We start from the raw sequence: 21,518 nt of genomic DNA, 5'->3' as shown, positions 1-21,518 counted from the left end.
CTGTGTTCTCTTTAAAGGATTCTTTTATTCTTCCATCCTTTACTCTTAAAATAGAGTAATCCGGCAGCAGCAGGAAGAAACGGAGAGAGGGCCTGACCGATATATATGCCCGGATAACCAAGACCGAGGGGGAATGCCAGCAGCCAGCTTACCGGAAGCCTGACAATGCCCGCATCCAACAGTGCGTTGAACATGGCAATATTTGCAGATCCGATACCGATGGCAAAGGAATCAAAGGTATACATGACCGCGTATACCAGGCTGTTTACACTGCAGCATATTCTTAAATACAGGATTCCTTCCTCAAGTACTTCCGGGCTTGCCGGGGTAAACAGGAGAATGAGCTGCTTTCCAAAAATCTGTACCAGTAAAACCATAATAAGTGTAATAAGAAGATTTAGGCAAAGCCCTGTACTGGTTGTTTTTTGCACGCGTTTTATATTGCCAGCGCCCATATTCTGGCCTGCCATGGCTGTCACCGCCTGACCGATTGCCCAGCAGGGCATACCGGCCAACGTATTGATTTTTAATCCCACACCAGATGCAGCAGCCACAGATATGCCAAATTGATTGAGCATTCCCGTAATCAGGAGATAGGAAAGATTGACGGAAGCCATTTGTACCGCTGTGGGAAGACCGACTTTCAGGATGGCCGCCAGCTTGTCGGTTTTTATAGAAAAGTGAGATAGCCGAAAGTCGAAAACAGAATCTTTCCGCTTCAAATGGAACACGGAGATTACAAAGGAAATCCCCTGTGAAAAAATGGTTGCGCAGGCGGCGCCTTCGGTGCCCATGCCAAAAGGACCTACCAGAAGAAGATCCAAAACAAGATTGATCACTGTTGCAACCGCCACAAAATAAAGCGGGCTTTTGGAATCTCCCAATCCCTTCATGATGGAGCAGACTGCGTTATAGCCAAATACAAATATGGTTCCATAACAGATGATTTTCATATATCCGCAGGCGTCCTCCATTGCAGGCGCAGGTACATGCAGCAACCGGAAAAGCGGCCTGTAGGCGGCCAGACCGGCTGCGGTGACAAGGACTGCCGCAATAAAAGCAACTGTGAATAAGGTTCCGATTATCTCAATCTGGCCGTGTTCATCCTTTGCCCCTTTATACTGGGCGGCTAATACCGTACCGCCCATTGTAATGCCGATACACACAGAGTTGATAATAAAACTGAGCATAGAGGCGTTGCTGATTGCGGCAAGCCCGGTTTCTCCCACGATTCTGCCAACGACCAGCATATCCATAAGGCTGTAAAATGACTGGAGCAGATTTGCGGCCAGCAGCGGGAGAGCATAGGCAATTAACTTTTTGGAAATAGTTCCAGTTGTTAAGTCTTGTTTATCGTTCATTCTTTATCGTTCCTTTCCAGATATAAAAGCAGAGGGCGTACAAAAGCCTGCACGCCCTCTGCTCTCAGAGAGACAGATTTATCACCAGCAATCAAAAAAGGCGGCAGACAAAACACTGTCCACCGCCGCAAAAAAACAAACTGCTGTTTATTGGAAAATACGAAAACAAAACTCCAAAACCAGTAATTTGGAATCTAATAGCTGCCGGCTATTGTTTTCGTATTTTCAGGCTCCGTACAATGTTTTAAAATATCAAATTGTCCGGAGCTATAATCAATGCAGAACTTACCGAATAACATTGCACTCACCCTTTCCTCTTCATATTATAGTCATTATAGCCACTCATGGGTATGCTGTCAAGTGTTATACACGTTTCAGGGAGGCTGTTTTACCGCATTGGAAAAAGCGGGTGTACACCTGTTCCTAACTGTCTCAGGTATTAATCAAAAACAGATCAATGCTGCAGGATGAGACAAAGGTTATATTGGTTCTGGCTTCATTGGAAAGTACTAACATGCCATATTCATTTCTAATAACGGTTCCCACGGATGGAGTTTGGCTGCTGGTTATTATATTAACCCCAGCTGTTCCCACAGGCAAAAGAGAACGAATGGCTGCCTGGCAATCAGCGCAGCAGTCTGTGGGAGCGGGAAACGGCTCTGGCAAATAAACAATTGTATCATTATACGTTGCATTGTCTATTTGAATCGTATCTATGCTGCATATAGATAAATACTGCATTTGATTTTGAGGATTTATCACTTCAAATACTCCGGTACGTCCATCCGGCCCTAATATCAAAGAACCAGGGCGTCCAAAAGATGCATCACCGCTACTCAAAGTCACCAATAAATTATTATTTGGATATAAAGCAATAATTTGCTGGATTATATTCCTCATTTGCTCCTTACAGCGGCAGCTGACAGAATTCTCATTACCAGCAGGACCTGTAGGGCCGGTGGCTCCGGTCACTCCCGTAGTTCCGGCGGGACCCATAGGGCCGGTGGAACCGGCAGGGCCCGTAGGCCCAACTGCGCCAGCCTGACCAGCAGGACCGGTTGGACCCATAGGGCCGGTGGGGCCTACATAGCCCTGAGGCCCCATTGCCCCGGTTGGTCCGGTGATGCCCTGAGGGCCTGGGCAGCCCTGTGGCCCCATGGGACCGGGCAGACCCGGACAACCAGGCGGACCAGCGGGACCGGTTGGACCTTGGCAGCATCTGTGGCAAAAGGAATTGGGCTTTGTGCCCATGGGCTCTGCGTACCTGTTATCATATCCGGAATATTCATTCGACTCATCATATGAGTATTCACCTCGGTTCATACCGTTCGCATAATCATATCTCATTTAAATTCACTCCCTCATATTTATTACAGACTGAACATGGTTTGTCCGATTTAGAATCCAATCAATAATACGCTTCCATATTCCTGAAAAAACGGTTGCTTGGAATCCATGGGTCAGGACAAGGGTTTCAGTTACGATATTATATGAAGGCAAGATTGTTTTAGTGTTTTTAAATGGAATATGCTCCGGGCGAATCATCTGCGGCTGCAATGACAGGCTCATGCTCCCTGTACCCTTCGATGGCCAGATCCAGCCTGTCTAACATTTTCATCTTGTCATCAGGCAAGGTACCGCGCACTCTGAATTCAATACGGTCATGAAACCCGTCGTAAGTCAAAGGCCCATCCGTATTCAGAAGCTCCAGAAGCAGCCGTTCCTCCTGCAGGTTCTCCAGCTCAGTGGCAGGGATGAAGATTTTGGCCTGCGCTTCCTGATACAGCGGGGCGCTGTGAAACAGGAACAGAGAGAAATTTATAATGCGCTGCGGCTGGGTGCGGTTAAAGAATTCTGCGGTGGCAGTTCCGTTCTCGAGTCCCCTTCCATGTCCCGCGATTCCGGTCATGATATGGGCATCGAATATAAACCCTGCACTTTGGATGCGGTCGATTTGACGGTATGCCTGGTCCAGATTATGGTCCTTTCCCATATAACGCAGGACATCGTCCAGACCGCTTTCAATGCCCAGATACAGATGACGTATACCTGCCTCCCGAAGGGCCCGCAGCTCTTCCTGGGACTTGGCCTGAATATTGGTGATGGTCCCATCCATATTGATGGCTTGGCAGTCCGGAAAATAACGGTGAATCAGGTCTGTTATTTCCAGCAGACGTTTTGTACCCAGGCCAAAGGCATTGCCGTCCCCAAGAAAGACATGCTTTGGATTGCCGCCCAGGCTGCGGACTCTTTCCAGTTCTGCCTCAATTTGCTCCATGGGAAGTTCCCTGTATTTCAGATGCCGGAACAGGGTGCAGAATTTACACCGGTTGTAAGAACAGCCAACGGCAACCGGAAGCATATAGGACGAACGCTCCATGGGACCGCGGCAGATTTGTCCTTCATAATTCATAAAAATCCCTCCTGGATAATTTGAAAGTATCACGGTTTTATCTGAGTATATTTTACCACGCTGACGTCCGGTTCACAATGCGAATCTTGATGCAGGCGCATTTGCCGGAACATTGCTGGAAACATAAATAATTTGACATTGAAGTTTTAAGATATTAGGGTTACAATATGTTTATATAGCATGATTATCCTATTTCTTCTGTTTTTTGGGGAATGAGGACTGGACCGCAAAGAAAGAACGGAAGCAAGGGATAATAAAGCAGAAGAACTGCTGGAAATACATTGGCTGGAAACATTGCGGCGGAACCGGCTTGCCAAGGTAAACAAAAAGGGGATTTTTCCATAAGGGGGAATCCCCCTCTCTGTCTTAACAGCATGGGGAGTGATTTACATTGTTATATGCGGCAAGCTGTTATATAATGGATGGGATATTATGTACATGAATAATAGATATAAACGACCGGGAGAGAATCCATGAACCAATTGATTAAAAAATATAGGATGGTTTTGTCTGCAATATACTGCCTGATACTGCCATACAGTTTTGTTTCCTATGGAGCAGAAGCAGAGTCTGTGATTCGGGTGGGATTTCCCGTGCAGTCGGGTCTGACCATGAAGGATGAAAATGGCAATTATGCGGGTTATACCTATGATTATCTGAAAGAGATTGGACAGTACACAGGATGGACCTATGAGTTTGTGGAACCCCAAGGATCCATGGATGAACAGTTGATTCAAATGATGGATATGCTGGAACGGGGGGAACTGGATCTTGTTGGAGCCATGAATAACAACAAGCAGACTTCCTCTGTTTTTGATTTTCCCAGTGAAAACTACGGCAACGCGTACAGTGTGATTGCGGTCCGGGATGATGATGACCGCATTGATGAATATAATCTTTCTGATTTCAAGGGACTGCGCATAGCGCTTTTGAAACAGGCAGATTACCATAACGACAAGTTTTACCAGTACGCGAAGCTCAATGGCATCCAGTATGAGATCGTTTGGTGCGAGAGGGATGGGGAGCAGGAGGAGAGGGTTTATTCCGGTAAGGCGGACGCATTGCTGTCCGTTGATGTATCCCTGTCCCAGGGATTCCGTCCTGTTGCTAAATTTTCGCCTACTCCCTTTTATTTTGCCACCACCAAGGGTAATACCAAAATAATCAATGAACTGAACCGGGCAATCTCCTATATCAGTGAGAATAATCCCACCCTTCAGATGAACCTGTATAATAAGTATTTTTCCCGGTCCGGAAGCCAGATGCACCTCAACAGCAAGGAACGGGAATACATACAGGAACATCCGGTACTTAAGGTACTGGTCCATGACGGGTTTGGCCCCATCCAGTACTACGATGGAAAGGGACAGGTGCAGGGCGTAGCCAGAGACCTGCTCAGCAGTATAGCCCAAAAGGCCGGATGGACGCTGGAGTATGTTTACGCGGATGATTACAGTGAATTTGAACAGGCGTTAAATGAAGGCAGAGCCGATGTGATTCTGTCTATCCTGTATGATTATGATGCAGTCCAACGGAGAAATGTTCTTTTAAGCAATCCATATCTGGAGACAGAGAGTGTGCTGGTGGCCCGTGACGGGTTTGATATGACAAACCTGAAGGGCGGGGTACAGGCTGTGTATATGGGCATGCGCAAAAGCGACGATGACCGGACGGATGTGCGGTTCTATGATTCTCTGGAGGAAAGTCTTAACGCAGTTGAAAGGGGAGAGTGCGATTATACATACAGCAACAGTTACACTGCCTCTTATTATCTGAGCCGCAACCAGTACGAGCATGTGGCTATCTATCCCCAGGCCGGCAGTGACAGTGTGAAATACAGCATAGGTATTTTGAGAAAGGATGATAAACAGATACTAGCTATCCTGAATAAAGGAATCCGTTCCATAGAGACGGGTGAACTGGAAAAATACATCTACAACAATGCGCAGCAGAAACAGGAAGTGACTCTCAGGACCTTTATCAGGGATAATTCCGTTCCCTTCATTTTGTTTACCCTGTTGGCTGCTTCCGGCCTGCTGGCCCTGATTTATGCCCATTACAGAAGCCAGATGAGGATGAAGCGGCAGATTGAACTGGAAAATACCCGTTACCGCTATCTCTCAGACATATTGAAGGAAGTGACCTTTACGTATGACTATGGCAGTGATGTGCTGACCCTATCAAGGGAGGGCGTTGAAATCTTCGGCACGGATAAAAGCATCGGGCAGTATTCGCGGTATCAGGGAAGCAGCGGACAGGAGGAGGGTCTCCCATCTCTGTATTATCTGCTGGAGCAGAGACAGGATGTGGATACAGAGATTCTGATGGTGCTGCCGAATGGGGACACCAAGTGGCACCGTGCAGTCATAAAAGTGATTTTCGACGGGAATCAGGCTGATTCTGCCATCGGACGCTTACAGAATATCCATGGCGACAAGCTGGAAAGGGAGAGACTGGAGCAGCGGAGCAAACGGGACGCTCTGACGGGGATTTACAATATAGCGGCAGCAAAAATGGAGATCACCCGGATGATAAACCTGCATACCGGCGCCCTTGCTCTGGCTGTCATAGACTTAGACGGCTTTAAGGAAATCAATGACCGTTACGGCCATTATACGGGGGACCAGGTGCTGATTCATACAGCAAAAGCGCTAAGGGAATCTTTTTGCGGGGAGGCTGTCACTGCCCGTATGGGCGGAGATGAATTTATCGTCTGTGTACCCTATACAGGGGAAAACCATCTGGCAAAATGCTGCAATGCACTGTTTGATTCACTGCAGGCTAAATGTAGGGCGTCCGGATACCCTGCTGCGACTGTCAGCATCGGTATATCTATAAGCCGCAGGGAGGACGACTATACCACGCTTTATCAGAGGGCGGACACCCTGCTCTATGAAGTTAAAAACAGCGGTAAAAATAATTTCCGGATAGAAGATGAAGCGGGAAGGGCTTCCCGGCCGGACACGGAACAGGAACATCACACGGTACAGTAAAAAGGGAGACAATCATGGAGCAGGATATGATCTTATATGGAACACCGCTTTTAGATGAACTGGAGGAAATCATCTATGTCAGCGATATCCGGGACTACAGCCTTCTTTATCTTAACCGGGCTGGCAGGTCGCTGACAGGTCTTAAGCAGGAGGACGTGCGAAACAGCAAATGCCATCGTGTACTTCAGGGCAGGGATACCCCATGTCCCTTCTGCACCAATGCCAAACTGAGCAAGGACGGCTTCTACGTGTGGGAATATGAGAATCCCCACTTAAATAAGAACTTCATTGTAAAGGATAAGCTGGTGGAATGGGAGGGAAGGCCTGCCCGCATGGAAATCGCAGTGGATGTGGGAGACCGCGTGAAGGAGCGCGGCAGCCATACATCCAAATACCATATGGAAACCGTTATGCTGGAAACGCTGCGGGTCCTGAATACTGCGGACTGCCTGGATGATGCCATTAACCGTACGCTGGAAATGATAGCTGATTTTTACGGCGGAGAGCGGGCCTATATCATAGAAATTGACCGTGTACAGGGATTTGCCCGTAATACCTATGAATGGTGCCGGGCTGGAATTCCTTCCCAAAAGGCAGCCTTGCAGCAGGTGCCCCTGGATGGGATTCCCTATTTGTTTGAGACCTTTAACAAAAAGCAGCACCTGATTATCTCCAGAACCTGGGAACTTAGGGATTCATACCCCAGCGAGTACCGTTACCTGACCGCCAGAAACACGGACAGCCTCTTTGCTGTGCCGTTTGAAGACGAATCCGCCTTCAGCGGATATATTGGAATCGACAATCCCAATATCAACCAGGACACCATTAAGCTGCTGGATTCCATTGCCTATAATATTGCGAATGAGATAAAAAAGAGACGCCTCTATGAGCGCCTGGAGTATGAAGCTGCCCATGACAGCCTCAGCGGCCTGCTGAACAGAGAAAGCTTTGTGCATTTCCGCAATGATTTGATGAGAAGCGGCAAGGCGGTATCCTGCGGAATTGTGGCCGGGGATATCAATGACTTAAAGCAGTTAAACCGTGATTATGGGCAAAGCAGGGGAGATATGACCATCAAAGAGGCGGCATCCGTCATGTCCTCCTCTTTTGCAGGGGCCAGCATATTCCGGCTCAGCGGGGATGAGTTTATTATTGTCAGCCTGGAATCCGCATATGAGGAATTCATGGAGCGGGTCGGGAAAATGGAATGGATGTTAGACAGCCGCACCCCAAACGGTGTCTCACTGGGGTGTACCTGGGAAGAACACCTGGCGGATTTTGACCGGCTGATGCGCCATGCGGAAGAACTGATGCTTGTGAACAAACAGATTTATTATAAGGACAGCAGCCAGGAACGCAAGCACTATTCGCCGGAATACCTAAATCGTCTGCTACAGGACATGGAAGAGGGCTGTTACCGTCTCTGTCTCCAGCCAAAGTATAATCCCCTGACCGGTAAGGTGTGTTCCGCCGAGGCCCTGGTGCGTTATCGGGCAGCCGGTACCGAATCCACACAGCCGCTGAATTTCGTGCCCCTTCTGGAGAAGACAAAGCTTATACGGTATCTGGATTTTTATATGCTGGAGCAGGTATTTAAACTGCTTTCAGACTGGAAGGAGCGAGGCAGGGAGCTTATTCCTGTTTCGGTCAATTTTTCGCGGATTACGCTGCTTGAAAGGGACCTGTTCCGGGTGCTGACAGATATGCAGAAAAGATACCATATCCCCGCCCGCCTGGTCATGATTGAGATAACAGAAAGCATAGGGGACATTGAGCGCAAGGTGATTGAATCCATTGGTTCAAAACTTCGGGAAGCTGGATTTCGTATCTCCCTGGATGATTTCGGGGCCAACTATGCCAATATGTCCATTCTTTCCATCATGCAGTTTGACGAGGTAAAGCTGGATAAATCCCTGATGGATGACCTGGTGGAAAACCAGACCAATCAGACTGTGGTAAAATGCATTATTGATATGTGCCACAGCCTGCAGGTGGAATGTGTGGCAGAAGGGGTGGAAAACCAGGAACAGCTGGAACTGCTGACTTCCTTCGGATGTACCGCCATTCAGGGCTACTATTACAGCAGGCCTCTGGAGATAGCGGAATTTGAGAGAATATAAAACAGGCTTACCCTATATCAGGATGCTTTATATGCTGTTTTTCAAATTCATCAGGTGTAACCGGCTTTGAAAAATAAAATCCCTGTACGGAATCAGCTTTCAATCTGAGGACGGTTTCCAGCTCGTCTTTTTCCTCCACGCCCTCTGCACATACGGATATTCCCACGCTATGGCAGAGATTTATCACAGACCCGATGAAGGAACGGTTGAAGGAGTGGGACTGGTCGCAGATTCCCCTGATGAATTCACGGTCAATCTTTACAATGTCGGCCGGTGTACAGGACAGGCAGCTCAGGGACGAGTAGCCTGTGCCGAAGTCATCCATGGCCAGCCGTATGTTAAGGCTGCGCAGACGCTTAAATGTATCGTTTAAGCGGTCCTGGTCCGTGACAAAGCGGCTCTCCGTCAGCTCCAGCACAATATGGCTGGGGTCCAGTCTGTAACGGTTAATGATTTCTTTGACGGATTGTACAAAGTCCTCATCCAGCATCTGTAGGTAGGAGCAGTTGACGTTCATCACAAAATCCGGTACACAGGCAAGCCATTTGCAGCATTGGCGGACAGACTGCTCCAGCACCCACTTTCCCACTGGGATAATGAGGCCGCTGGATTCCAGCAAAGGGATGAATTCAAGGGGAGATACACTGCCCATGTCCTTACAGGACCAGCGCAGCAGCGCCTCGGCCTCGGCAATCTTTGTGTCGCTGGAACGCACAATGGGCTGGTAGACCACAGAGAATCCCTCCATATGGTTCATGACGCTGCTTCTTAAACGGTCCATGATTTCCAGGGAGCGCAGTCTGGTGTGAATCAGCTCCTCGTCATAGAGGGTGCACTTGTTCTTGCCCTTATGCTTGGAGGTTTCCAGGGCACCGGATGCACAGGTCAAAAGCTCCGTATAGCTGGAACCGTCCTGGCAGAATACGGCGATTCCGCCGGAAACCGTACAATAGTACTGGATTCCGTCCACCTCATGGCGGCAGTCGCTGTAGCTGTTTATGACTTCATAGAGCAGGGCTATCTCGCCGTAGGACGTATTCTGGCACACAATGACAAACTGATCCCCGTCATGGCGGTATATGCTGGCGTAATCTGGCAGGAGCCTCTGGACGTTCTGGGCAAACTGGCGCAGGACGGAATCGCCGTATATGTGTCCTTTCAAATTGTTGATGCCGGAGAAATCATCCAGGCCCAGGAGCAGAATTCCCCCACTCTGGCCTTCGGACAGGCATTCCTCCACCACGCGTTCGCATTCCTGCTGCATAAACAGACCGGTGACATAGTCCACCTTACCCCTGTGGCTTAAATTGGTCACAATGCCCGCAAACATGGCGGGACTGCCCTGCTGGTCCCTCTGGAGGACGCCGCGGCATACGACCCAGACGTACTCATTCTTTCTGTTTCGGACCTGATACTCCACATCGTGTACATCCGTCAGGCCGCTTAACATTTGTTCGATGGATTCATCATATCGAGCCCTGTCACGTTCGTGAATCAGACTGCCCCAGAGAGGTACCAGTCCGGGCACGATTCTGCCCGGAAGCTCGAAGTCCCTGACCATGTTTTCCGATATCAGGGATGTGTCGGTTTTCATATTGACAATATAGACATAATCGTCCGTACTCTTTACGATGGCATCGTAAAAAAGAGCCGCATCCAGTTCAAATCCGAATTGTCCCAGAATATCTGTTTTATCATTTGTCATGTTATTCACCTGCTAAATGGAGTGGGAGGGGCATTGCTTCATAATATGCCCCCACAAGGTCTATAGAACTTATTTTACCATGTTATGAACCGATTGTCTAACGACTTTGCAAAGTTGCAGAAGTATGCATATTTTTAACGTTTGTACGTCTGCAGCGGACAGGAACATGGGTTCTTAATTCCCCCAAAACCATTGAAAAAATATATTGATTTATAGAATGATATCTAGTATATTATAAGTTGTATGCAGGACCGAAAGGAGAGTCATTATGATTAAAGTAGCGGTAGACGCCATGGGCGGGGATTATGCGCCGGGCGAGATGGTAGCCGGAGCAGTGGAGGCTGTGAACGCAAAACCTGGCATTCAGGTGCTTCTTGTGGGGCAGGAGCAGGCAGTTGTTTCAGAACTGTCAAAGCACACCTACGACAAGGACCGGATTCAGGTTGTGAACGCCACAGAAGTCATTGCCACTGAGGAGCCGCCGGTAAACGCTATCCGTAAGAAGAAAGACTCTTCCATCGTGGTAGGCTTAAACCTTGTAAAACAGGGGGAGGCCGACGCCTTTGTATCCGCCGGAAGTTCCGGGGCAATCCTGGTAGGCGGACAGGTGATAGTGGGGCGCAGCAAAGGTGTGGAACGTCCCCCGCTGGCACCGCTTATTCCTACGGAGAAGGGCGTATCACTTTTGATTGACTGTGGAGCCAATGTGGATGCCAGAGCGTCCCATCTGGTGCAGTTTGCCCAGATGGGTTCCATCTATATGGAGCATGTGATGGGAATAAAGAACCCGCGGGTGGCCATTGTCAATATCGGTGCGGAGGAAGAAAAAGGCAATGCGCTGGTGAAGGAGACATTTCCCCTGTTAAAGGAATGTAAGGGGATCAACTTCACCGGAAGCATTGAAGCCAGGGAAATTCCCCATGGCGGAGCGGATGTCATTGTCTGTGAGGCATTTGTGGGCAATGTAATCCTGAAGCTGTATGAGGGGGTTGGGGCCACCTTGATCAGTATGGTGAAGGGCGGTATGATGTCCACCCTGCGCAGCAAGATTGGCGCCCTTTTGGTGAAGCCGGCCCTCAAGGAAACGCTTAAATCCTTTGACGGCAGCCAGTACGGCGGAGCACCCCTGCTGGGTCTGAAAGGCCTTGTGGTCAAGACCCACGGCAATTCAAAGCGCACGGAGGTGCGTAATTCCATTATTCAATGTGTGACGTTTAAGGAACAGGATATCAATGGTAAAATCCAACAGTGCCTGAACGTTCAGAACGAAGAATAAGTCCGAAGGACGAAGTAAAAATCAAGATTTAAGAAAGAGGAGCTAAGAGATGGAATTTGAGAAATTACAGGGTATTATCGCAGAAGTGTTGAACATTGAACCGGAGGAAGTGACAATGGCAGCTACATTCGTAGATGACCTGGGTGCGGATTCACTGGACATTTTCCAGATTATCATGGGAATTGAAGAGGAATTCGACATAGAGATTCCAAATGAGGCTGCAGAACAGATTGTGACAGTAGGCGATGCAGTAGAGCAGATTAAGAACGCTTTAAACTAACGGACAGGCACAGGGGCTGTAAGCACAGCCCTTTTTGTGCGTTTGGGAGGCTTGTTTTAAAGGCCTGTCCCAAAGTGTATTTGAAGAAGGAAGGATCATTATGAACAGTCATTTAAAAGAACTGGAAGAGAGGATTGCATACGAGTTTAAGAACAAGAACCTGTTTACCCAGGCCCTGACCCACAGCTCCTATGCTAACGAACACCGTCTGGACCACAGCAGATGCAATGAGCGCCTGGAGTTTTTGGGGGATGCTGTCCTGGAAATCGTGACCAGCGAATTCCTCTACCGCAAGTATGAAACGCTGCCTGAGGGAGATTTGACGAAAATCAGGGCCAGCATTGTGTGCGAACCCACCCTGGCTTACTGCGCAGGGGACATTGAGCTGGGCCAATACCTGTATCTGGGCAAGGGTGAGGACGCCACCGGCGGCAGGAACCGCAATTCCGTGGTGTCAGACGCCATGGAGGCCCTGATTGGCGCGATTTATCTGGACGGTGGTTTTGCTAATGCAAAAGAGTTCATTCATCGTTTTATCTTAAACGACATTGAACACAAGCAGCTCTTTTATGATAGCAAGACTATCTTACAGGAGATGGTGCAGAGCCGCCAGGAGGCGCCCCTGTCCTATGAGATCATCCGTGAGGAAGGGCCGGATCACAATAAATCCTTTGAGGTCTGCGCCAAAATCGGGGATGAGGAGGTGGGCCGCGGCGCGGGACGTACCAAGAAGGCAGCAGAGCAGGTGGCTGCCTATAACGGCATACTGAAGCTTAAGGCACAGGAAGCCGCAGCAGAAGAATAAGCAGGTGGACTATGTATTTAAAAAGTATTGAGATTCAGGGGTTTAAATCTTTTGCCAATAAGCTGGTATTTGAATTCCATAACGGCATCACCGGCATCGTGGGCCCCAACGGCAGCGGAAAGAGCAATGTGGCCGACGCCGTGCGCTGGGTGCTGGGCGAGCAGCGCATCAAGCAGCTGCGCGGCGCCAGCATGCAGGACGTCATCTTTGCGGGAACCGAGATGAGAAAGCCCCAGGGGTTTGCCTACGTGGCCATTACCCTGGACAACAGCGATCATCAGCTGGCCATTGACTATGACCAGGTGACGGTATCCCGCCGACTCTACCGTTCCGGTGAGAGCGAATATATGATAAACGGCAGCGCCTGCAGACTTAAGGATATCAACGAGCTGTTTTATGATACGGGTATCGGCAAAGAGGGATACTCCATCATCGGACAGGGACAGATTGACAGAATATTAAGCGGCAAGCCGGAAGAACGCCGGGAGCTTTTTGATGAAGCTGCCGGTATCGTTAAATTTAAGCGCCGCAAGGCCATTGCCCAGAAGAAGCTGGAGGACGAGCAGGCAAACCTGGTCCGTGTAAGCGATATCCTCTCTGAGCTGGAGAAGCAGGTAGGTCCCCTGGAACGTCAGTCCAGGGCAGCCAGGGAGTATCTTCAGTTAAAGGACAGCCTTAAGATTTGCGATGCCAACCTCTTCCTCATGGAAACAGAGGGAACAGGCAAGCAGCTGGAGGAAGTGGAGAAGCGCCATCAGGTTCTCTCCGGCGATATGGAGGACACGGGCAGGGAGTCTGAACGCCTGAAGGCCGGATACGAGGAGCTGGAGCAGACTCTGGCGGACCTGGAGCGCCGCATGGCAGCTGACCGGGATGAGCTGAGCCAGGGCACTGTGCTGAAGGGGAATCTGGAAGGCCAGATTAATGTTCTGAAGGAACAGATACATACGGAGGAGATGAACCAGGAGCATCTGGAGCACAGACGGGACGTGATCAAGGAGGAGCTGGCTGCCAAGAATCAGCAGCTGGCCTCCTATAGAGAAGAACGAAAGGCCATGGGCGACCAGGTGAGGGATGCTGTAAAGCGCCAGGAGGAAGCCGGAGCCCGTCTTGGGGACCAGGACGAGTCCATCCGCCGGCTGGAGGAAGCCATTGAAGGGGCAAAGGCAAGTATCATTCAGGCCCTCAACGAGAGAGCCTCCCTGACTGCCAGACAGCAGCGGTATGAGACTATGCTGGAGCAGGTGAATTTACGGCGCAGCGAGGTATCCCAAAAGCTTCTCAGATTCAAGAGCGACGAGTCGGTGCAGGACGAGCTTATCGGCAGGGAACGGGCTTTGTTGGACCAGCTGAATGAGGAGCTGGAGAAAAAACAGTTCGCGGCTCAGGAAGCCGAGGACGCCCTTCTTAAGGCTGAGCAGGAATCACACCGCCTGAACCGGAATTTAAACGATACCCAGCAGGAATACCATATGGCCTACACCAAGCTGGAATCTCTTAAAAACCTGGCGGAACGCTATGACGGCTACGGCAACAGCATCCGCAGGGTCATGGAGGTGCGCGACCGGGTACACGGCATACATGGGGTGGTGGCGGATATCATCACCACCAGCCAGAAGTATGAGACGGCCATCGAGACAGCCCTGGGCGGAAGCATCCAGAACATTGTAACGGATTCAGAGGCAACGGCCAAACAGCTGATTGAATATCTGAAGAAGAATAAATACGGCAGGGCAACCTTCCTGCCGTTAACCAGCATTAACGGCAAACAGACATTTTCCCAGCCGGCCGCCCTGAAGGAGAAAGGGGTTCTGGGGCTGGCCAGCGATCTGGTCCAGGTGGATTCACGGTATGAAGGCCTGGCCAGGTATCTGTTAGGCCGGGTGGTGGTGGCAGATACCATCGACAATGCCATTGCACTGGCCAGAAAGTATAAATACAGTCTCCGCATCGTCACCCTGGAGGGCGAGCTCTTAAGCGCCGGCGGTTCCATGACGGGCGGCGCCTTTAAGAATTCCAGCAACCTGCTGGGGCGGCGCAGGGAGATTGAGGAGTTAGAGAATACCTGCAGCAAGGCCCTGGTCCAGGTGGAGAAGATTCAAAAGGAGCTTAACCTGGAAGAATCCATGGCCCAGGAGAAAAAGGGAGAACTGGAGAAGCTGCGCGCCGACATGCAGTCCATGGCCATCCGGGAGAATACCATCCGCATGAACATATCCCAGCTGGAGGACAAGAAAGCGGAGATAGCGGAGTCATCCACGGACCTGGTGCGCGAGCACGGCCAGCTGGAAGAGCAGGTAAAGGAAATCAATGAGAGCCGCACAGCCCTCACCCAGGACTCCAGGGAGCTGGAGCAGGTGAGCACCCAGGCCAACCAGGAGATCGAGGACAAGACGGTTCTTCTGGAGACCTCCAGAAAAGAGCGGGAGACCTGCGCTGCGGCCCTGTCGGCCCTTCAGATGGAGGCAGCCAACCTGCGCCAGAAACAGGACTTTATCCGCGAAAATGCAGACCGTGTGTCCGGAGAAATAGAGAAGCTTACGGAGGAGTTTGACTCACTGGCCGAAGGCACGGGAAATTCCGAACAGGTGATTGAGAGCAAACGCCGGGAGATTGCCCATCTGGGAGAACTGATTCAGAATGCCATGGTGCATATGAAGGAGCTGGAACAGGTGATGGCTGGCCATGAGTCCGAGAAGGAGGAGATGTCCTCCAGGCAGAAGGCGTTTCTGGCAAAGCGGGAGGAACTGACCGCCCGCCTGGCAGAGCTGGACAAGGATATGTTCCGCATCCAGGCCCAGAGGGAAAAGCTGGAGGAAAAACTGGAGGCGTCCACTGCCTATATGTGGTCTGAATATGAGATGACTTATTCCACGGCCCTGGAGCTTAAGAGAGAGGAATACCAGTCCGTCCCTGAGGTAAAGAAGCTCATAGACGAATTGAAATCCAGGATAAAGGGACTGGGCAACATCAATGTCAACGCCATCGAGGATTACAAAGAGGTATCGGAGCGCTACGAGTTTATGCGCACCCAGCATGAGGACCTGGTCACTGCCCAGGCCGAGCTGGAGAAAATCATCGAGGAACTGGATACCGGGATGCGGCGCCAGTTTGAAGAAAAGTTCGGTGAAATCCGGGCTGAATTCGACAAGGTCTTTAAGGAATTGTTCGGAGGCGGACGGGGCACACTGGAACTGATGGAGGACGAGGATATCCTGGAGGCAGGCATACAGATCATTGCCCAGCCCCCCGGTAAGAAGCTGCAGAATATGATGCAGCTCTCAGGCGGTGAAAAGGCCCTTACAGCCATTTCCCTGCTGTTTGCCATCCAGAACCTAAAGCCGTCCCCCTTCTGTCTTCTGGATGAGATTGAGGCGGCCCTGGATGATTCCAATGTGGACCGCTTCGCGGGATACCTTCACAAGCTGACCAGGAATACCCAGTTCATTGTCATCACCCACAGAAGAGGCACCATGGTCTCAGCGGACCGCCTCTACGGCATCACCATGCAGGAAAAGGGCGTATCCACGCTGGTCAGCGTGAACCTCATTGCGGATGACCTGGATAAATAGTGCAACTGGATAAATAGTGAAAGTTATGATATGATGATTCATATATATATTTATTGTATATAAGACCTAAATGTAAGACACAAAAAGGAGAATGATTTATGGCAGAGGGAAGGAAGGGCTTTTTCGGGCGCCTGGTAGAGGGCCTGGCCAAGACCCGCAGCAATATCGTGTCAGGGATAGACTCCATTTTCAGTGGTTTTTCCGCCATTGACGATGATTTCTATGAGGAGATAGAGGAGACCCTTATCATGGGAGATTTGGGAATCCAGACCACCATGTCCATTGTGGAGGATTTGCGCAAGAAGGTGAAGGAGCAGCATATCCGGGAACCGGAGGAGTGCAAGGAGCTTTTGATCAACAGCATCAAGGAGCAGATGGACTTAGGGGAAAACGCATACGAATTTGAGCACAGGAAGTCCGTGGTTCTGGTTATCGGCGTCAACGGAGTGGGCAAGACCACGTCTGTGGGCAAGCTGGCCGGACAGCTTAAGGACGACGGGCGCAGGGTCATACTGGCGGCTGCAGATACCTTCCGGGCGGCTGCCATTGAGCAGCTGACCGAATGGGCATCAAGGGCCGGCGTGGAGCTGATTGCGCAGCAGGAGGGATCCGACCCGGCGGCTGTTATCTACGACGCAGTGGCGGCAGCCAAGTCCAGGAAGGCGGACGTGCTTATCTGTGATACGGCCGGAAGGCTTCACAATAAAAAGAATCTGATGGAAGAGCTTAAGAAAATCAACCGCATCATTGACAAGGAGTATCCGGATGCCTACAGAGAGACTCTGGTGGTGTTAGACGGCACCACGGGACAGAATGCCCTGGCCCAGGCCCGCCAGTTCATGGAGGTGGCCGACATCACAGGCATTATCCTGACCAAGCTGGACGGCACAGCCAAAGGAGGCATTGCCGTGGCCATTCAGTCCGAACTGGGAATTCCTGTAAAATACATTGGAATCGGGGAGAAGATAGACGATTTGCAGAAATTCAATGCAGATGACTTTGTCAATGCCCTGTTCCATGTGCAGAAGCAGGCAGAGGAGAATCCATCTTGAATTTAATACATTGACGTGCTATAGTATAGGATAAAAGTAAGGGAAAGAAGGACCAAGATATGGAAGAACTGACACTGGAAAGATTTGAAGAGGCCTCCGAGCTTGTGAAAGATGTGACCACAGAGACAAAACTGGTATACAGTGAGTATTTCTCTGCCCAGACAGGAAACAAGGTATTTTTCAAGCCGGAGAACATGCAGTACACGGGCGCCTATAAGGTGAGGGGAGCCTACTATAAGATACACACCCTGACCGAGGAGGAGAAGTCCAAAGGACTGATTACTGCATCAGCCGGCAACCATGCCCAGGGCGTGGCCTACGCAGCCAAGCTGGCCGGCGTAAAGGCAACTGTTGTCATGCCCACCACCACGCCTCTTATGAAGGTGAACCGTACCAAGAGCTACGGCGCCGACGTGGTGCTGGAGGGGGATGTGTTCGATGAGGCCTGCGATCACGCCTATAAGCTGGCGGAGGAGTTCGGATATACCTTTGTACATCCTTTTGACGACCTGGACGTGGCTACGGGACAGGGCACCATTGCCATGGAAATCATCAAGGAGCTTCCCACGGTGGACTATATCCTGGTTCCCATCGGCGGAGGCGGTCTCTGTACCGGCGTTTCCACACTGGCCAAGCTTTTGAACCCGAAGATTAAGGTTATTGGCGTGGAGCCGGCAGGCGCCAACTGCATGCAGGTATCCCTTAAGGAGGGAAAGGTGGTGGGACTTCCCCAGGTGAACACCATTGCGGACGGCACGGCGGTGAAGCGTCCCGGCGAAAAGCTGTTCCCTTACATACAGGAAAATGTGGACAGCATCATCACCATCGAGGACAGCGAGCTGATTGTGGCTTTCCTTGACATGGTAGAAAACCACAAGATGGTTGTGGAGAATTCCGGCCTTCTGACCGTGGCGGCCTTAAAGCATCTGAACGTACAGAAAAAGAAGATTGTATCTATCTTAAGCGGCGGCAATATGGACGTCATCACCATGTCCTCCATTGTGCAGCACGGCCTGATTGAGAGGGACCGTGTGTTTACCGTGTCCGTGCTGCTTCCTGACAAGCCGGGAGAGCTGGCCAGGGTATCCGCCCTTCTTGCAAAGGAGCAGGGCAATATCATCAAGCTGGAGCACAACCAGTTCATCAGCATCAACCGAAATGCTGCCGTGGAGCTGCGCATCACCATGGAGGCGTTCGGCACAGAACATAAGAATCAGATTGTATCTGCCCTTACCAGCGCGGGCTACCGTCCCAAGCTTGTAAAATTCAAGGGCACCTACAGTGAGATGTAGGCATCAGGCCAGAAGGATACAGGGGGAAACGTTATGCAGCCGGAAGAACATACGGTTACTCATACCATTAACCGTTACCGGAGTTTTCGTTATGAGTTGATTTTAGAGGGGGTAGTGGTGGGAGCCCTGGCAGGCGCCGTGGTGGTGGCCTTCCGCTATCTCATCGGTTCCGCGGATATACTGCTGAACATGATACTGGACTATGGTAAGAGCCATACCTGGTTTGTGCCGGTATGGATTCTGATTCTGGCCGTTGCCGCGTGTGTGGTGTCCCTTCTCCTTAAATGGGATTCCCTAATATCAGGCAGCGGCATTCCCCAGATTGAAGGAGAAATCATCGGGGAAATTGACGAAAAATGGTGGCGTGTGCTGCTTGCCAAGCTGGGCGGGGGCATTATATCCCTGGGATGCGGATTGTCCCTGGGACGCGAGGGCCCCAGCATTCAGCTGGGAGCCATGACAGCAAAGGGGTTCTCAAGAGCCGCCAAGCGTGTGAAAACAGAGGAAAAACTTCTGATTACCTGCGGAGCCAGCGCCGGATTGTCGGCCGCCTTTAATGCGCCCATTGCAGGCATACTGTTTTCTTTGGAGGAGGTACATAAGCACTTTTCACCGGAGCTTCTCCTTTCCTCCATGGCGGCATCCATTACTTCGGATTTTGTATCCAGGAATGTATTCGGCCTTACGCCGGTATTTTCCTTTCACATCACCCATATGATGCCCCTTGGCACCTACGGACATGTGCTGGTTCTGGGTGTGCTCATGGGAGCCATGGGCGTGGTTTATAATACCACCCTGTCTAAAACCCAGGACTTGTACGGAAAAATCCCCTGGGGCACGGTGAAGCTTCTGATCCCCTTTCTGCTGGCAGGTGTGTTTGGGTTTACATACCGCAGCGTGCTGGGCGGAGGCCATGCCCTGGTGGAGGAGCTGTCCACGGGTGAGATGGCGCTTGGGGCGCTGTGTCTGCTGCTGGTGGTCAAATTCACCTTCAGCATGATAAGCTTCGGATCCGGAGCTCCGGGAGGCATCTTCCTGCCCCTGCTGGTGATGGGGGCCATCATAGGAAGCATATATTACAATGCGGCCCTTCTTGTCAGCCCCTCTCTGAGCGGCCTGGTGGGGAATTTCATTATCCTGGGCATGGCGGGCTATTTCTCCGCCATTGTGCGGGCACCGATTACAGGCATCATACTGATTAGTGAGATGACAGGATCTTTTTCTCATCTGCTGACCTTGTCCATGGTATCACTGGCAGCCTATCTGGTTCCGGATATGGTTCACTGCGCACCGGTGTACGACCAGCTTCTGCACCGCCTTCTGGCAAAGCAGAACCCGGACAAAAAGGTCACGCTCACAGGGGAAAAGGTGCTGGTGGAAGGTATGATTTACCACGGAAGCGCAGCTGAGGGAAAGAAGGTTTCAGCCATCGCCTGGCCAAGGACCTCTCTGGTGGTATCCCTTATGCGCGGGGAGGCCGAGTTTGTGCCCAGAGGAGATACCGTGCTCAGGGCAGGTGACAAGATAGTGGTGCTGTGCGACGAGACTTCACAGGGGCAGCTTCACAAGGCGCTGCAGGAATATTGTGAGACGGTGGCTCCCATGCAGAAAGGGCAGTGACCTGTGCATGGACGGATGGAAGGAGGAATTACATGAATCGAATCAAAAGGTTTATGGGCAGAAAGGGTATTCTGCTGGCAATAGCGCTTACGGCCCTGCTGGCCGCAGGATGCGGGAGCAAAAAGGAGCCTGCTAAGACGTCTGAGGCAGAGACATCCGCTCCGGCAGAAACAGCAACAGAGCCGGAAGCCGGGAACCAGGAACTGCCCAATCCCATGGTGGAGGTAGAGGATGTCCTGGCCTTTGAGGCCATTGGCGTCCATATGGTGCTGCCGGAGGGGGCTGAGGATACCAGCTTTTTCATTATCAACCAGGAGGTAGCGGATGCCCAGTTCACTTTGGACGGTGTGGCATACACCTACAGGGCCTCGGATACGGCAGAGGACTTTGCGGGAATTTTCGAGCGATTTAAGGATGAGGCTATTGCACAGAACTATGATTACGGTGAAACCAGCCTGGAGGTCCTGATTAAGACCACGGACAGCGGCGGCCGCCTGGCTTCATGGGAGTGGGGAAGCACCAAGTACACACTCTATACGGCAGCCCAGGTGGACGATGAAACCATCACGGATCTGACCATGAACCTGGTGGAGCTGAGCCAGTATGAAAAGTAGTTTAAAAGAGGATAGCATATGCTGGAGTTAAGGGATTTTATGCCGGTTAATTTCCTGAAAAAGGAGAAGTTTACAGGAAGCCACAACGGCATGCGTTTTCGTATGGAGAAGCTGGATTTGGAAGGTGAGGACGGCCCCCGCCTGGGTGTTACCATTTGGCCTGAGCCCTATGGCTATGATGCTACTCCGGAAGAAGAAAAGGAACAGCAAATCCTGTCCTTTGACGCGGACGGCATTGCAAAGGGAGTGGACTGGCTGAACGAGCAGATTGAAGGCCAGAAAGCCAGATGGAAGGCTGTGAGCCGGGGTTAAAAATAAATCTGATTAGTCATTGACTTTTCGCAAAGTGTAAACTATAATAAGCCACATAAAGAAAAGCGCCGGTGCTTAGACATCCGGCGCTTTCTCTATTTTC

Annotated in this window: 16 protein-coding genes; 11 read left to right on the top strand and 5 right to left on the bottom strand. The window is 50.8% G+C overall.

Annotation, left to right across the window (positions count from 1 at the left end):
* Window positions 1-11: 11 nt before the first annotated feature.
* The 4 genes from LI015_RS19705 to LI015_RS19695 form a co-directional block, all read right to left on the bottom strand.
* Complete coding sequence (locus LI015_RS19705; RefSeq protein WP_227126129.1) at window positions 12-1,361, bottom strand: MATE family efflux transporter; 1,350 nt, start codon at window positions 1,359-1,361, stop codon at window positions 12-14.
* 432 nt (window positions 1,362-1,793) lie between these two features.
* Window positions 1,794-2,519 (bottom strand): collagen-like protein, encoded by a 726-nt coding sequence (locus LI015_RS28845; protein ID WP_334291525.1) that lies wholly within the window; start codon window positions 2,517-2,519, stop codon window positions 1,794-1,796.
* The gene (locus LI015_RS28400; RefSeq protein WP_289302573.1) at window positions 2,444-2,662 is read right to left on the bottom strand and encodes a hypothetical protein; all 219 of its coding nucleotides are present in this window, start codon (window positions 2,660-2,662) and stop codon (window positions 2,444-2,446) included. Before LI015_RS28400 ends, LI015_RS28845 begins: the two co-directional genes overlap by 76 nt.
* 215 nt (window positions 2,663-2,877) lie before the next feature.
* Window positions 2,878-3,774: a radical SAM protein gene (locus tag LI015_RS19695; protein WP_119205486.1), complete on the bottom strand. Its 897-nt coding sequence runs from the start codon at window positions 3,772-3,774 to the stop codon at window positions 2,878-2,880.
* 473 nt (window positions 3,775-4,247) lie between these two features.
* On the opposite strand from LI015_RS19695, the gene LI015_RS19690 reads away from it, so the two are divergent.
* Together LI015_RS19690 and LI015_RS19685 are read left to right on the top strand one after the other, a co-directional pair.
* Window positions 4,248-6,767: a transporter substrate-binding domain-containing diguanylate cyclase gene (locus tag LI015_RS19690; RefSeq protein WP_227126125.1), complete on the top strand. Its 2,520-nt coding sequence runs from the start codon at window positions 4,248-4,250 to the stop codon at window positions 6,765-6,767.
* Window positions 6,768-6,781: 14 nt separating this feature from the next.
* The gene (locus LI015_RS19685; RefSeq protein ID WP_227126122.1) at window positions 6,782-8,887 is read left to right on the top strand and encodes a sensor domain-containing diguanylate cyclase; all 2,106 of its coding nucleotides are present in this window, start codon (window positions 6,782-6,784) and stop codon (window positions 8,885-8,887) included.
* A 7-nt stretch (window positions 8,888-8,894) separates the two neighbouring features.
* Here LI015_RS19685 and LI015_RS19680 read toward each other — a convergent pair whose 3' ends face one another.
* Complete coding sequence (locus LI015_RS19680; RefSeq protein WP_002573136.1) at window positions 8,895-10,592, bottom strand: putative bifunctional diguanylate cyclase/phosphodiesterase; 1,698 nt, start codon at window positions 10,590-10,592, stop codon at window positions 8,895-8,897.
* A gap of 268 nt (window positions 10,593-10,860) precedes the next feature.
* On the opposite strand from LI015_RS19680, the gene plsX reads away from it, so the two are divergent.
* The 9 genes from plsX (at window position 10,861) to LI015_RS19635 (ending at window position 21,415) form a co-directional block, all read left to right on the top strand.
* Entirely contained in the window at window positions 10,861-11,868 is a 1,008-nt protein-coding gene (gene plsX, locus LI015_RS19675; protein WP_002564309.1) for a phosphate acyltransferase PlsX, read from the top strand.
* Between the two features lie 49 nt (window positions 11,869-11,917).
* The gene (acpP, locus tag LI015_RS19670; RefSeq protein WP_002564308.1) at window positions 11,918-12,148 is read left to right on the top strand and encodes an acyl carrier protein; all 231 of its coding nucleotides are present in this window, start codon (window positions 11,918-11,920) and stop codon (window positions 12,146-12,148) included.
* 100 nt (window positions 12,149-12,248) lie between these two features.
* Window positions 12,249-12,953, top strand: a complete 705-nt coding sequence (gene rnc / locus LI015_RS19665; RefSeq protein ID WP_002564307.1) for a ribonuclease III — start codon at window positions 12,249-12,251, stop codon at window positions 12,951-12,953.
* An 11-nt stretch (window positions 12,954-12,964) separates the two neighbouring features.
* Window positions 12,965-16,525 (top strand): chromosome segregation protein SMC, encoded by a 3,561-nt coding sequence (gene smc / locus LI015_RS19660; RefSeq protein WP_002573135.1) that lies wholly within the window; start codon window positions 12,965-12,967, stop codon window positions 16,523-16,525.
* Between the two features lie 98 nt (window positions 16,526-16,623).
* Window positions 16,624-17,577 (top strand): signal recognition particle-docking protein FtsY, encoded by a 954-nt coding sequence (ftsY, locus tag LI015_RS19655; protein WP_002564305.1) that lies wholly within the window; start codon window positions 16,624-16,626, stop codon window positions 17,575-17,577.
* A 59-nt stretch (window positions 17,578-17,636) separates the two neighbouring features.
* Complete coding sequence (gene ilvA / locus LI015_RS19650; protein ID WP_002564304.1) at window positions 17,637-18,869, top strand: threonine ammonia-lyase; 1,233 nt, start codon at window positions 17,637-17,639, stop codon at window positions 18,867-18,869.
* Window positions 18,870-18,902: 33 nt separating this feature from the next.
* On the top strand, window positions 18,903-20,489 hold the full coding sequence (locus LI015_RS19645; protein ID WP_002573134.1) for a ClC family H(+)/Cl(-) exchange transporter: 1,587 nt from the start codon (window positions 18,903-18,905) through the stop codon (window positions 20,487-20,489).
* Between the two features lie 32 nt (window positions 20,490-20,521).
* The gene (locus LI015_RS19640; RefSeq protein WP_002564302.1) at window positions 20,522-21,103 is read left to right on the top strand and encodes a hypothetical protein; all 582 of its coding nucleotides are present in this window, start codon (window positions 20,522-20,524) and stop codon (window positions 21,101-21,103) included.
* Between the two features lie 18 nt (window positions 21,104-21,121).
* Window positions 21,122-21,415, top strand: a complete 294-nt coding sequence (locus tag LI015_RS19635) for a hypothetical protein (protein WP_227126120.1) — start codon at window positions 21,122-21,124, stop codon at window positions 21,413-21,415.
* Window positions 21,416-21,518: the final 103 nt, after the last annotated feature.

It is taken from the genome of Enterocloster sp. 210928-DFI.2.20, assembly GCF_020554465.1.
Classification (GTDB): Bacteria; Bacillota; Clostridia; order Lachnospirales; family Lachnospiraceae; genus Enterocloster; species Enterocloster bolteae.
The sequence above is the reverse complement of the archived record's forward strand: the minus strand, read 5'-3'. Positions and strand labels throughout refer to the sequence as shown.

Coding starts and splice junctions, on each gene's coding strand:
- LI015_RS19680 (WP_002573136.1), bottom strand. CDS start 10,592: ATGACAAATGATAAAACAGATATTCTGGGACAATTCGGATTTGAACTG.
- plsX (WP_002564309.1), top strand. CDS start 10,861: ATGATTAAAGTAGCGGTAGACGCCATGGGCGGGGATTATGCGCCGGGC.
- acpP (WP_002564308.1), top strand. CDS start 11,918: ATGGAATTTGAGAAATTACAGGGTATTATCGCAGAAGTGTTGAACATT.
- ftsY (WP_002564305.1), top strand. CDS start 16,624: ATGGCAGAGGGAAGGAAGGGCTTTTTCGGGCGCCTGGTAGAGGGCCTG.
- LI015_RS19690 (WP_227126125.1), top strand. CDS start 4,248: ATGAACCAATTGATTAAAAAATATAGGATGGTTTTGTCTGCAATATAC.
- ilvA (WP_002564304.1), top strand. CDS start 17,637: ATGGAAGAACTGACACTGGAAAGATTTGAAGAGGCCTCCGAGCTTGTG.
- smc (WP_002573135.1), top strand. CDS start 12,965: ATGTATTTAAAAAGTATTGAGATTCAGGGGTTTAAATCTTTTGCCAAT.
- LI015_RS19640 (WP_002564302.1), top strand. CDS start 20,522: ATGAATCGAATCAAAAGGTTTATGGGCAGAAAGGGTATTCTGCTGGCA.
- LI015_RS19695 (WP_119205486.1), bottom strand. CDS start 3,774: ATGAATTATGAAGGACAAATCTGCCGCGGTCCCATGGAGCGTTCGTCC.
- LI015_RS19635 (WP_227126120.1), top strand. CDS start 21,122: ATGCTGGAGTTAAGGGATTTTATGCCGGTTAATTTCCTGAAAAAGGAG.
- rnc (WP_002564307.1), top strand. CDS start 12,249: ATGAACAGTCATTTAAAAGAACTGGAAGAGAGGATTGCATACGAGTTT.
- LI015_RS28845 (WP_334291525.1), bottom strand. CDS start 2,519: ATGGGGCCACAGGGCTGCCCAGGCCCTCAGGGCATCACCGGACCAACC.
- LI015_RS19705 (WP_227126129.1), bottom strand. CDS start 1,361: ATGAACGATAAACAAGACTTAACAACTGGAACTATTTCCAAAAAGTTA.
- LI015_RS28400 (WP_289302573.1), bottom strand. CDS start 2,662: ATGATGAGTCGAATGAATATTCCGGATATGATAACAGGTACGCAGAGC.
- LI015_RS19645 (WP_002573134.1), top strand. CDS start 18,903: ATGCAGCCGGAAGAACATACGGTTACTCATACCATTAACCGTTACCGG.
- LI015_RS19685 (WP_227126122.1), top strand. CDS start 6,782: ATGGAGCAGGATATGATCTTATATGGAACACCGCTTTTAGATGAACTG.